This window comes from Salmonella sp. 32020114201800008SM, assembly GCF_017572025.1.
GTDB lineage: Bacteria > Pseudomonadota > Gammaproteobacteria > Enterobacterales > Enterobacteriaceae > Salmonella > Salmonella enterica.
The window spans coordinates 119,029-131,592 of sequence record NZ_JAGEQM010000004.1 but is presented as its reverse complement, the minus strand read 5'-3'; the positions used below and the strand labels follow the sequence as shown (position 1 = coordinate 131,592).

The window sequence follows — 12,564 nt, the reverse complement described above, 5'->3', positions numbered from 1 at the left end:
ATAAGCTCCATGTAAAACAGGCTAAAGAGTTGTGCCTGAAAAAATGATTTCTACAATAACAGAGTAAGACTGCTTAAACCTTACCGGTCGCTTCACGTTCCGCAACCTCTTTATCAAGTTCCGCGATTTTTTGCTCCATTAACGCACGGCAGTGGGCCGCCAGCTCGCGAACCTGATCTTTACCATATTCGCTGACATCGACTGGCGGCAGCATTTCCACAATAACCAGTCCGTTGTTCAGGCGGTTTAGATTGACTTTGTTAGAGGTGTTGGAAACGCAGACAGGAATGATCGGCACACCAGCCGCGATAGCCGCATGAAACGCGCCGGTTTTAAACGGCAGCAGACCGCGTCCCCGGCTACGCGTACCTTCAGGGAACATCCAGATAGAAATACGGCGCTTTTTAAAATGGTTAACCACTGCCGCAATGGTGCTATGCGCTTTGGCGCGGTTATTACGGTCAATCAACAGATTACCGGTCAGCCAGTACAGTTGCCCAAAAAACGGGATCCAAAGCAGGCTTTTTTTCCCCACCGTCACCGTTGGCGGCTGCACAATATTCGCCGCCGTGACCATATCATAATTATTCTGGTGGTTAGCAATATAGATAGCATTGCCATAGTTTTCCGCGTCGGCGGGTTTGCGGCACTCCACTTTCAGGCCAAACAGCGGGGCCAGACGGCCGAACATATGTCCAAACGTCGCCACGTGTTTTGGGTTACGTGGGCTGAAAAGGCAGTAAATAGAACCGAAAACACAGACCAGAATGGAGTAAATAACGGTAACAATAAGACGAAAAATATATAGCATAACAACCTCTGAAGGCCTAAGAGCCCGGCATTCTACGTCACCTGAAATTCAGGTTAGGATTTTGGTAAGTGTGGCTCTCTGGAAAAACGTATTGTTAATCGCAATGCACGAATAAACAACGGTTTTACGGGAAATTTTAATGTTAATCCGATCTGAAACCGTAGGCCGGATAAGACGCTACTGCGTCGTCATCCGGCAACGGCAGAGCGCCGGATGGCGGCTTAGATGCCTTGTCCGGCTTACGGGTGCCCCTGTCTTACTCTTCGCTGTCGCCATGACTTACGCGATGCGGTGAATCAATCTCAATGCGATCGATACGCTGCAGGCCGCGCATTAATGTGCCACGGCGTCCGCGTTCGCCGACCACCTTCTGTAACTCTTCAGGGCGCAGTTTGATTTTGCGCTTCCCGACATGGATAGTCAGAGTGCTTTGTGGCGGCAGCACGTACAGGTGCGCCAGTCCATCATCGCCTTTCGCCGCTTCTGCAGAGGGGATATTAATGATCTTATTCCCTTTGCCTTTCGACAGCTGCGGCAGAGAGTCTACCGGGAACATCAACATCCGTCCGGCCTGGGTAATCGCCAGCAGCATATCGTGCTCGTCTTCAATCACCAGCGGCGGCATGACGTGCGCATTTTCCGGCAGTGTAATCAACGCCTTACCGGCACGGTTACGGGCAACCAGATCGTTAAACGTACAAACGAAGCCGTAGCCCGCATCCGACGCCATCAGCAGTTTCTGGTCATCGCCTTCCATCAGCATATGCTCTACGGTCGCCCCCGGCGGCAGCGTGAGTTTGCCGGTCAGCGGCTCGCCCTGCCCACGCGCCGACGGAAGCGTAATGGGATCAATAGCATAGCTGCGCCCGGTGGTATCAATAAACACCACCGGTTGATTACTCTTACCTTTCACCGCGGCTTTAAAGCTGTCGCCCGCTTTATAGTTAAGCCCCGGCGCATCAATATCATGACCTTTGGCGCTGCGCACCCAGCCCATCTGCGACAGCACGATAGTCACCGGTTCAGACGGCAACATGTCGTGTTCGCTCATCGCTTTAGCTTCTTCGCGCTCACGCAGCGGAGAACGGCGATCGTCGCCATAGGCATCGGAATCTGCCTGTAGCTCTTTTTTCAGCAAGGTATTCATTTTGCGTTCGGACGCGAGAATGCCCTGCAACTGGTCACGCTCTTTTTCCAGCTCGTCCTGCTCGCCGCGAATTTTCATCTCTTCCAGTTTGGCGAGATGACGCAGTTTCAGTTCGAGAATCGCTTCCGCCTGGGTTTCGCTGATGCCGAAACGCGACATCAGCGCGGGTTTCGGCTCATCCTCGTTACGGATAATCTCGATCACTTCATCGATGTTGAGAAACGCCACCAGCAAACCTTCGAGGATATGCAGGCGCTTAAGCACTTTCTCCAGACGATAGTTCAGACGACGGCGCACCGTGTCGCGGCGGAACGCCAGCCACTCGGTGAGGATCTCCAGCAGGTTTTTCACCGCCGGACGACCATCCAGACCGATCATGTTCAGGTTAATACGGTAGCTTTTTTCCAGATCGGTGGTGGCGAACAGATGGTTCATCACCTGCTCCATATCCACACGGTTGGAGCGCGGGACAATCACTAAACGCGTCGGGTTTTCGTGATCCGATTCATCGCGCAGGTCGTCCACCATCGGCAGTTTTTTATTGCGCATCTGCGCAGCAATCTGCTCCAGCACTTTTGCGCCAGATACCTGATGCGGCAACGCGGTGATCACCACGGCGCCGTCTTCTTTGGTCCATACCGCGCGCATACGCACGGAGCCACGCCCATTTTCGTAAATTTTACGAATTTCCGCACGAGGGGTAATGATCTCCGCTTCGGTCGGGTAATCCGGCCCCTGGACGATATCCAGCAACTGATCCAGCGTCGTTTTCGGCTGCTCAATCAGCGTAATCGCCGCTTTCGCCACTTCGCGCAGGTTATGCGGCGGAATATCTGTTGCCATGCCCACCGCAATACCGGTGGTGCCGTTCAGCAGGATGTTCGGCAGACGCGCCGGTAACATTTTCGGTTCCTGCATGGTGCCGTCGAAGTTTGGCACCCAGTCCGCCGTCCCCTGACCGAGTTCGCTTAACAGCAGCTCGGCGTATTTGGACAGGCGGGATTCGGTATAACGCATCGCCGCGAATGACTTCGGATCATCCGGCGCGCCCCAGTTCCCCTGGCCATCGACCAGCGGGTAACGGTAAGAGAACGGCTGCGCCATCAGCACCATGGCTTCATAGCAGGCGCTGTCGCCATGCGGGTGATACTTACCCAGTACGTCACCAACGGTACGGGCGGATTTTTTAAATTTAGCGGTGGCGTTCAGCCCCAGCTCTGACATCGCATAGACGATGCGGCGCTGTACCGGCTTCAGGCCGTCGCCAATAAACGGCAACGCACGATCCATGATCACGTACATGGAGTAGTTTAAGTAGGCGTTTTCCGTAAATTCATGTAGCGCAAGGCGCTCTGCCATATCGCTCATTAACAGGGGATCCTCAATCTGCATGCTGACCGTTCGGACGGCAATATTGCCGCAGATAATACCCTATCTCACGGTCTGAGTCACAAACCGTGAGACAGGTGGCGAGGAAGTTAACGAAGCGGCAGATAGATATCCGTCAGCAGCTCATGTTCCGCGACCTCATGGACGAAATTCAGGTACTGGAAGAAGACAGGAAAATCGCGCGGCGTCTCACCGCTGGCGGGTAGCCATTCGCGGAATAAATACCACACGCTCTCCGGGAGGCTGTCGAGCGATCCCTGATGGCGCACCACCGCGCAGCGCCCGCCAGGAATCTCGCTATTCACCACGCCAACGTCATTTTCGGCTATCGGCTGGCGGACGCTGCCGCAGATATCAAAGCGGAATTGAGCCGGCGGCGTCGTCTGCGGGTCGTGCCAGGCAATACCAAAAGTTTGACTGCTGGCAATCGGCGACTGGCCCGTTTCGCGTCGCCATGCAATAAATTTCGCCGCGCTGGCGTTGACCTTATCCGGATGCCCCAGATGCGTCAGCATCGCGACGCGGGTAGGTGGAAATTCAACGATTTTTACGTCCATGACATGCTGCTCCTGTAACGCAAGTTTAGGAACGCGTTGGTGCCAGGCCAGCCAGTCCGGCGATTGCCGAAACCGGCGCGGGCTTTGACCAAACGCGGTTTTGAAAGCACGTGTGAACGACTCCGGATTCTGAAACCCGGCATCCAGCGCGATATCGATAACTTTATCTTGCGGATTAAACGCCAGCCGCCATGACGCCCGGCGCAAACGCAGCCACTGGATATAGCGATAGAGCGGAAGCCCGCTCCAGGCGGTAAACTGCCGGTGAAAATGAAACGGCGAGCTGTGCGCCATCCGGCTTAACACCTCAAGCGACAGAGGCTCATCCAGATGACGCTCAATGTGGTCGCAAACGCGCCGCAGACGTTCGGAATAAGCCGCGCTGATCAGGTCATTCATCACTGCCTCCTTGTGGCCTATTCTGCCCACCGGGCGGCTGTGAATCCTGACCGATCTTGCGCAATGTGGGATTACGGATTCACTTTACGAATCTGTTTTACGTCGATTTCGACAGAGTTCCAGTCTTTATCCACTTCGCCCTGAACTTCAACGGTATCCTGCGGGGTTACGGTCAGGCCGTTCCAGCGCTTGTGGTCAATATCCACATTGATAGTACCGGTCGCATCTTTAAACACATACAGGTCGTCGGAAATGCGCTCGACGATATTCCCGCGCAGCGTTACCCACGCATCGTCACGCAGCGATTTAGCGCTCTCTACCGTCGTGCTGCTGCCGTTCGGGCCGACAAATCCGCCGCCTTGCGTTTGCGTCGCCGACGGGCCGGAGAAACCGCCCTGCTGAGCCGCCAGAACCGGGGTAGAACACAGTGCCATAACGGCAACGATTGCAGCTAATTTTTTCATGATTACTTTTCCCTTTCATGTCGTTTCAGATCCATTTAATAAGGTAATCCTTAACAACTTCTTAAGGCAAAAAAAGAATCTTTTTTTCTGTACATCGCCTGCGGCGACAAGGTTAACTGACGGCAACGCGAGTTACCGCAAGGAAGAACAGATGCGAATTTTACTGGTAGAAGATGACACACTTATTGGCGATGGCATAAAAGCGGGCCTGAGTAAAATGGGTTTCAGCGTCGACTGGTTTACCGAGGGACGTCCGGGCAAAGAGGCACTTTACAGCGCGCCTTATGATGCGGTTATTTTAGATTTGACGCTGCCAGGCATGGACGGACGGGATATTTTGCGCGAATGGCGCGAAAAGGGTAAACAGGAACCGGTGCTGATCCTGACGGCGCGCGACGCGTTAGCAGAGCGTGTCGAGGGGCTACGTCTGGGCGCCGATGACTATTTATGTAAACCTTTCGCGCTCATTGAGGTCGCCGCCCGTCTGGAGGCGCTGGTACGCCGCGCCAGCGGTCAGGCCAGTAGCGAATTGCGCCACGGCCAGGTGACGCTCAATCCAGGCAATCTCGTCGCGACGCTTGCCGGCGAACCGCTGGCCTTAAAACCAAAAGAGTTCGCGTTGCTGGAACTCTTACTGCGCAACAAAGGTCGCGTGCTGCCGCGCAAGCTTATTGAAGAGAAGCTGTATAACTGGGATGACGACGTGTCCAGCAATGCAGTGGAAGTCCATGTTCATCATTTACGCCGCAAGCTCGGCAGCGAATTTATTCGCACCGTACACGGCATCGGCTACACCCTGGGTGACGCATGAAATTGACGCAACGTCTCAGCCTGCGCGTCAGGCTGACGCTTATTTTCCTGATTCTGGTCTCCATCACCTGGGCAATTTCCAGTTTTGTGGCCTGGAGAAAGACGACGGATAATGTCGACGAGCTGTTTGACACACAGTTGATGTTGTTCGCCAGACGGCTTAGCACCCTCGATCTTAACGAGATCAACGCCCCGCAGCGCATGGCGCATACGCCAAAGAAATTAAAACATGGGCATATCGATGACGATGCGCTGGCGTTCGCCATCTTTTCCGCTGATGGCAAAATGTTGCTGCATGATGGCGACAACGGCCAGGATATTCCGTATCGCTATCGCCGGGAAGGTTTCGACAATGGCTATCTGAAGGATGACAACGACCTCTGGCGTTTTTTGTGGTTGAACTCGGCGGACGGCAAGTATCATATCGTCGTCGGTCAGGAGTGGGATTACCGCGAAGATATGGCGCTGGCGATCGTGGCGGCGCAATTAACGCCGTGGCTGATCGCCCTTCCCTTCATGCTGCTAATTTTATTACTCCTGCTTCACCGCGAGCTCAGACCATTGAAAAAACTGGCGCAGGCGCTACGCTTCCGGTCGCCGGAATCGGAAACGCCGCTCGACGCCAAAGGCGTACCGAGCGAGGTTCGCCCACTGGTCGAAGCGCTTAATCAGCTTTTTAGCCGCATCCACTCCATGATGGTGCGCGAACGGCGATTTACCTCCGACGCTGCCCATGAATTGCGCAGCCCACTGGCCGCGCTGAAAGTACAAACCGAGGTGGCGCAGCTCTCGGGCGACGATCCGCTATCGCGTGATAAAGCGCTGACCCAGCTCCATGCGGGGATCGATCGCGCCACGCGGCTGGTCGATCAGCTACTGACATTATCGCGCCTCGACTCGCTCAATAATTTGCAGGATGTAGCGGAGATTTCGCTGGAAGAGCTGCTGCAGTCCGCGGTAATGGATATTTATCATCCGGCGCAGCAGGCGAATATCGACGTGCGTTTACAGCTTAACGCCCATGACGTCATACGTACCGGTCAGCCGCTACTTTTAAGCCTGTTAGTGCGTAACCTGCTGGATAATGCGATTCGCTACAGTCCGCAGGGCAGCGTCGTCGACGTTACCTTACATGCCCGCAGCTTCACCGTCAGAGATAATGGCCCCGGCGTAGCGCCAGAGATTCTGACGCATATCGGCGAGCGTTTTTACCGCCCGCCTGGCCAAAGTGTGACCGGCAGCGGTCTGGGATTATCAATCGTCCGCCGCATCGCTACGCTGCACGGCATGACGGTGTCGTTTGGCAACGCCGCGGAAGGTGGATTTGAGGCCGTAGTAAGTTGGTAACAGAGACTTTTGCCAAAAACGCAAAAGACTTTGCACATTTTGCTAATTTCACCGCACCGCCCGTCAGCGTAGAATCAGCAGCAAACGCATTTCTTGAGGACACAAAATGAGTAACATCCTGATTATCAACGGGGCGAAAAAATTCGCGCACTCCAACGGCCAGTTGAATGACACCCTGACCGAAGTTGCCGATGGGCTGCTGCGCGATCTGGGTCATCAGGTTAAGATCGTCCGCGCCGACAGCGACTATGACATTAAAGAAGAGGTGCAGAATTTCGTCTGGGCTGACGTGGTGATTTGGCAGATGCCAGGCTGGTGGATGGGCGCGCCATGGACAGTAAAAAAATATATGGATGATGTCTTTACCGAAGGTCACGGTACGCTCTATGCCAGCGATGGCCGCACGCGTTCCGATGCCGCTAAAAAGTACGGTTCCGGCGGTCTGGTGCAGGGGAAAAAATATATGCTGTCACTGACGTGGAACGCGCCGATGGAAGCATTTACCGAAAAAGATCAGTTTTTCCACGGCGTAGGCGTAGATGGCGTCTATCTGCCATTCCATAAAGCCAACCAGTTCCTGGGCATGGACGCGCTGCCAACGTTTATTGCCAACGACGTGATTAAAATGCCGGATGTTCCGCGCTATACCGCAGAATATCGCAAGCATCTGAGCGAAATTTTTGCTTAACTGGTCATCCTGGAATTAGAAGGAGTTAACCATGCTTACCGTCATTGCCGAAATTCGCACGCGTCCGGGCCAACATCACCGTCAGGCCGTCCTCGACCAGTTTGCGAAAATTATTCCAACCGTTCTTAAAGAAGAGGGGTGCCACGGTTACGCGCCGATGGTGGATCATGCCGCGGGCGTGAGTTTTCAGACTCTGGCGCCTGACTCGATCGTGATGATTGAACAGTGGGAAAGCGTTGCGCACCTTGAGGCACATCTGCAAACCCCGCATATGAAAGCCTACAGCGACGCGGTAAAAGACGATGTGCTGGAAATGAATATTCGTATTCTGGAATCCGGCGTTTAAGTTATTACCCTCGTCTGACGTCTCCCTGATGCGATGCGCAAGTGTCGCCATCAGGCTGCGGCGTCATGTCGAATTCGCTTATCCGGCCTGCGCCACGCAGACCGGATAAAGCGTGCAACAACCGTTACACGTCGAGATCCGCGAGATCGCCTTTTTCCTGTAGCCAGTTGCGTCGATCTTCAGAACGTTTCTTCGCCAGCAGCATATCCATCATCGCGTTAGTACGCTGATCGTCTTCATCGCTAATGGTGAGCTGCACCAGGCGGCGAGTATTTGGATCAAGCGTGGTTTCGCGTAACTGCATCGGGTTCATTTCACCCAGGCCTTTGAAACGCTGTACGTTCGGCTTGCCTTTCTTACGCTTCAGTTGTTCCAGTACGCCCGCCTTCTCTTCTTCCGTCAGCGCGTAATAGACCTCTTTACCCAAATCGATACGGTATAGTGGCGGTAGCGCGACATAGACATGACCATTCTTCACCAGCGCGCGGAAATGTCTGACAAACAGCGCGCAAAGCAGAGTAGCGATATGCAAACCATCGGAGTCCGCATCCGCCAGGATACAGATCTTGCCGTAGCGCAGCTGACTCAGATCGTCGCTGTCCGGATCGATACCGATCGCCACGGAAATATCATGCACCTCTTGCGAGGCCAGCACTTCATCGGAAGAGACCTCCCAGGTGTTAAGGATCTTACCTTTGAGCGGCATGATCGCCTGATATTCGCGATCGCGCGCCTGCTTGGCGGAACCGCCCGCCGAATCCCCTTCCACAAGGAACAGCTCGGTCCGATTAAGATCCTGCGCGGTACAGTCCGCCAGTTTCCCCGGCAACGCCGGACCGCTGGTGAGCTTTTTGCGTACCACTTTTTTTGCGGCGCGCAGTCGCCGCTGCGCGCTGGCAATCGCCATCTCTGCCAGTTGTTCCGCCGCCTGCACGTTCTGGTTCAGCCACAGGCTGAAGGCATCTTTCACCACGCCGGAAACAAATGCCGCACATTGACGCGACGACAGACGCTCTTTAGTCTGCCCGGCAAATTGCGGGTCCTGCATTTTCACGGAGAGCACATAAGCGCAGCGATCCCAGATATCTTCCGCCGACAGTTTGACGCCGCGCGGCAGAATATTGCGGTATTCGCAAAATTCGCGCATCGCGTCGAGCAGGCCCTGGCGCAGACCGTTGACGTGCGTCCCCCCCTGCATGGTCGGGATCAGGTTGACGTAGCTTTCCGTCAGTAATTCGCCGCCTTCCGGCAGCCACAATAGCGCCCAGTCAACCGCTTCCGTTTCACCGTTAAAATTACCGATAAACGGCTTTTCCGGCAGCGTCGGCAGGCCGTTTACCGCTTCGCCCAGATAGTCGTTCAGACCATCCTGGTAGCACCAGCGCTGCTCGCTGTTATTCACTTCATCTTTAAAAGTGATTTCCACGCCGGGACACAGCACCGCTTTTGCTTTCAGAACGTGCATTAAGCGAGAGACAGAAAAACGCGGGCTGTCGAAGAAACTTTCGTCCGGCCAGAAATGGACGCTGGTTCCAGTATTACGTTTACCGCAGGTGCCGACAACCTGCAAATCCTGCACTTTTTCGCCGTTTTCAAACGCGATGTTATAGACCTGACCGTCGCGGCGCACGGTCACTTCCACGCGCTTTGACAGGGCATTTACTACCGAAATCCCCACCCCATGCAGACCACCAGAGAACTGATAGTTCTTATTGGAGAATTTACCGCCGGCATGAAGCCGACAGAGGATCAGTTCTACCGCCGGAACCCCCTCTTCCGGATGGATATCCACCGGCATCCCGCGTCCGTCGTCAATCACTTCCAGCGATTGATCGGCATGTAAAATGACATCCACGCGTTTGGCGTGACCTGCCAGTGCTTCATCCACACTATTATCAATTACTTCCTGACCCAAATGGTTGGGGCGGGTCGTATCGGTGTACATCCCCGGGCGGCGGCGTACCGGCTCAAGCCCAGTGAGTACCTCAATGGCATCAGCGTTATAAGTTTGCGTCATGGTTTAATTAGCAATTCGAATTGATTGTCAGCAACTGTGCAGTCCAAGAAAATCGACAATCTGGTTGAAATAATCTTCGAAGCCCGTGAATGCGTGATTACCCCCCTCGGTCACTGTCTGACGGCAGGAGGCGTAATATGCCACCGCCTGGCGGTAATCCAGCACTTCATCGCCCGTCTGTTGCAGTAGCCAGATCAGGTCCGGCGCTTCCAGCGGGTCAATCTGCATGACTTTAAGATCATAAATATGGCGAGACTCTAGCACATATTGCTGCCCGGTGTAGGGGTTCTCGTTCTGACCGAGATAGTCGGTCAGTAATTCAAAGGGCCGCACGGCGGGATTCACCACCACAGCCGGCAGCATAAAACATTGCGACAGCCAGGTGGCGTAATAACCACCCAGCGACGATCCTACCAGCCCTAATGGCGCACCGCCATGCTCAAGTACGAGAGATTCCAGCAACTCCGCCGCATCGGCAGGATACGGCGGTAGTTGAGGGACGATCATCTCAACATGCGGATGACGCTCCGCCAGCCAGTTTTTTAGCTGGCACGCTTTTGCCGAGCGAGGGGAACTGTTGAATCCGTGCAAATAGAGAAGCGTAGACATCAGTATCCTTCCGAAGCGGTATCGGGTCGGAACCGGGTATCCTGCAGGCGATGCACTTCCGTCTCCAGGACGCCGTTCGCCCGGAGCTCCAGCGTACGCCAGCCCGGCGCGATAGTATCCAGCGTAAAGTTCGCGCAGTGCGGTTTGAACTGTACACAGGTTGACGGCGACGCCAGCAGACGCCGTCCGTTCCAGTCGAGATCCAGCTCCTGGTGAATATGTCCGCATAGCAGATACTTTACACGCGGGAAATTCGCCAGCACGCTATCCAGCTCACCAGCATTACGCAAGCTGTGCTGATCCAGCCAACTGCACCCTGCCGGCAACGGATGGTGGTGCAACAGGAGCAATGTCTGTCTCTCTGGCGCATCGGCGAGCTTACGCTCAAGCCATTCCAGTTGGAACTCGCTCAGTTCGCCATGCGGGACGCCAAACACCTGGCTATCCAGCAACAAAATCTGCCATTGTTCACCGATTAACACGCGTTTAGCCGGGGAAATCCCCGCCTCTTGCAGCGCGCTGTACATTGCCGGCTGAAAATCATGATTGCCCGGTAGCCAAACGCAAGGCGCGCGAAAGCTTGCGATACCCTCAGCAAAATGCTGATAAGCCGCAGCGGATTGATCCTGCGCCAGATCGCCGGTCGCCACGATCAGATCATATTCATACTGTTGCGCCCGAATAGCCTCCAGCACGGCCTGGTAACTTTCCCAGGTATTGACGCCTAACAGCGTTTCATGCTTTTCGGCAAACAGGTGAGTATCTGTAATTTGTAAAATCCTGACTCGGGCCTCACCAGCCAGAGGTAGGGTTAACAGGCTTTCCAAATGGTGTCCTTAGGTTTCACGACGCTAATAAACCGGAATCGCCATCGCTCCATGTGCTAAACAGAATCGTAGCCAGTCGGCCAGAAACTGATTAATTTGATGCTTTTCGTCGCGTTGATGCAACTTTTTATTTGGATAATCATACCGCGCTTTGAAGCGAAAGATCTGCTGGCTTGAACACACTTCAGCCACCATCGCATCATGGTAGAGGCGCACCGTCAGCGACGGCAGGCTCCAGTAGGTGATGGCTGGCGCCGTTTGCTCGATCGTTACAAGCGTAGTGTATCGGGTCGATTCCACAATCGTTAACCGATATTGTACGTTGCCCACCTGATAGCTCACCGTTTCACCGGGGGCGTCATTGCGCGGCAGCAGGCGGCGCAATTGCGAAAAATTGGTTTCGCACAAACGCATCATTTCTGGGAAGTCAGGTGTATAACGCTTCATTTTTTCCACTCGTTTTTTAACTCTTGATGATGCAACTGAAGCCATTGCAAAGCGATGACTGCGGCTGCGTTGTCGATTTTCCCCTCTTCTACCCACTGGTATGCCTGCTCCCGGCTTACCACATGAACCCGAATATCTTCGTTTTCATCCGCCAGACCATGAATACCTGCCGCGGTCGTGGCGTCCACTTCACCCACCAGAATAGATGAGCGCTCGCTGGTTCCTCCAGGACTCGCCAGGTAACTGATGACCGGTCGGGTACGGCCCACGGTCAGCCCTGCTTCTTCCATCGCCTCCCGCCGGGCGACCGCCTCAATGGTTTCGCCTTCTTCTATCATGCCGGCGACCATCTCCAGCAGCCACGGCGTAACGCTTGTGTCATACGCGGCAATACGAATCTGTTCGACCAGCACCACCTCGTCGCGTTCAGGGTCAAAGGGTAGCAAGACGGCGGCGTGCCCGCGCTCAAAAATTTCGCGCTTTACCTCGCCACTCATTTCTCCGTTGAATAAACGATGGCGGAATCGATACACATCCAATGAAAAAAAACCGCGATAGCGCGTTTCCCGTGCAATAATTTCTACATCGCTTTTGGTGAAAGTAACTGGCAAGTTGTCTGATTTACGCATTGTGCTGCCCTGCTAGCAATAATGATTAAATGATGAATTTCAAGGGTGGTTGACTGCTGTTTTATCACCCTTGTGGT

General features: G+C 54.3%; 13 protein-coding genes. 4 read left to right on the top strand and 9 right to left on the bottom strand.

The genetic code is table 11. The annotated features are described in order from the left end of the window. Positions 1–73 precede the first annotated feature (73 nt). From plsC to J4613_RS12860, 4 genes are all read right to left on the bottom strand, one after another. Positions 74–811: a 1-acylglycerol-3-phosphate O-acyltransferase gene (plsC, locus tag J4613_RS12875; RefSeq protein ID WP_000965730.1), complete on the bottom strand. Its 738-nt coding sequence runs from the start codon at positions 809–811 to the stop codon at positions 74–76. Between the two features lie 256 nt (positions 812–1,067). Continuing rightward, a complete protein-coding gene (gene parC, locus J4613_RS12870) occupies positions 1,068–3,326 on the bottom strand; it encodes a DNA topoisomerase IV subunit A (protein WP_001281910.1) in 2,259 nt (752 codons plus the stop codon). 110 nt (positions 3,327–3,436) lie between these two features. Continuing rightward, the gene (locus J4613_RS12865) at positions 3,437–4,303 is read right to left on the bottom strand and encodes an AraC family transcriptional regulator (RefSeq protein WP_000998807.1); all 867 of its coding nucleotides are present in this window, start codon (positions 4,301–4,303) and stop codon (positions 3,437–3,439) included. Between the two features lie 71 nt (positions 4,304–4,374). Further along, entirely contained in the window at positions 4,375–4,767 is a 393-nt protein-coding gene (locus J4613_RS12860) for a YgiW/YdeI family stress tolerance OB fold protein (protein ID WP_111742237.1), read from the bottom strand. 151 nt (positions 4,768–4,918) lie between these two features. Here J4613_RS12860 and qseB point away from each other — a divergent pair, with 151 nt between their 5' ends. The 4 genes from qseB (at position 4,919) to J4613_RS12840 (ending at position 7,958) form a co-directional block, all read left to right on the top strand. Beyond that, on the top strand, positions 4,919–5,578 hold the full coding sequence (qseB, locus tag J4613_RS12855) for a quorum sensing response regulator transcription factor QseB (RefSeq protein ID WP_001221574.1): 660 nt from the start codon (positions 4,919–4,921) through the stop codon (positions 5,576–5,578). Beyond that, a complete protein-coding gene (gene qseC / locus J4613_RS12850; protein ID WP_000779325.1) occupies positions 5,575–6,924 on the top strand; it encodes a quorum sensing histidine kinase QseC in 1,350 nt (449 codons plus the stop codon). Before qseB ends, qseC begins: the two co-directional genes overlap by 4 nt. A gap of 106 nt (positions 6,925–7,030) precedes the next feature. Next, on the top strand, positions 7,031–7,612 hold the full coding sequence (locus J4613_RS12845) for an NAD(P)H-dependent oxidoreductase (protein WP_000065416.1): 582 nt from the start codon (positions 7,031–7,033) through the stop codon (positions 7,610–7,612). Positions 7,613–7,643: 31 nt separating this feature from the next. Further along, positions 7,644–7,958: a putative quinol monooxygenase gene (locus tag J4613_RS12840; RefSeq protein ID WP_000958587.1), complete on the top strand. Its 315-nt coding sequence runs from the start codon at positions 7,644–7,646 to the stop codon at positions 7,956–7,958. Between the two features lie 124 nt (positions 7,959–8,082). Here the strand turns inward: J4613_RS12840 and parE are convergent, their stop codons facing one another. From parE to nudF, 5 genes are read right to left on the bottom strand one after another with little or no spacing between them, the layout of a single operon-like run. Continuing rightward, positions 8,083–9,975, bottom strand: coding sequence for a DNA topoisomerase IV subunit B (gene parE, locus J4613_RS12835; RefSeq protein ID WP_000195318.1), 1,893 nt, complete (start codon positions 9,973–9,975; stop codon positions 8,083–8,085). A gap of 27 nt (positions 9,976–10,002) precedes the next feature. Continuing rightward, a complete protein-coding gene (yqiA, locus tag J4613_RS12830; RefSeq protein WP_000105725.1) occupies positions 10,003–10,584 on the bottom strand; it encodes an esterase YqiA in 582 nt (193 codons plus the stop codon). Continuing rightward, positions 10,584–11,411, bottom strand: coding sequence for a 3',5'-cyclic-AMP phosphodiesterase (gene cpdA, locus J4613_RS12825; RefSeq protein ID WP_000444735.1), 828 nt, complete (start codon positions 11,409–11,411; stop codon positions 10,584–10,586). Before cpdA ends, yqiA begins: the two co-directional genes overlap by 1 nt. A gap of 24 nt (positions 11,412–11,435) precedes the next feature. Continuing rightward, a complete protein-coding gene (locus J4613_RS12820) occupies positions 11,436–11,858 on the bottom strand; it encodes a DUF1249 family protein (protein ID WP_000833404.1) in 423 nt (140 codons plus the stop codon). After that, positions 11,855–12,487 (bottom strand): ADP-ribose diphosphatase, encoded by a 633-nt coding sequence (gene nudF, locus J4613_RS12815; RefSeq protein WP_001231950.1) that lies wholly within the window; start codon positions 12,485–12,487, stop codon positions 11,855–11,857. The genes J4613_RS12820 and nudF overlap by 4 nt, the downstream gene beginning before the upstream one ends. Between the last annotated feature and the right edge of the window lie 77 nt (positions 12,488–12,564).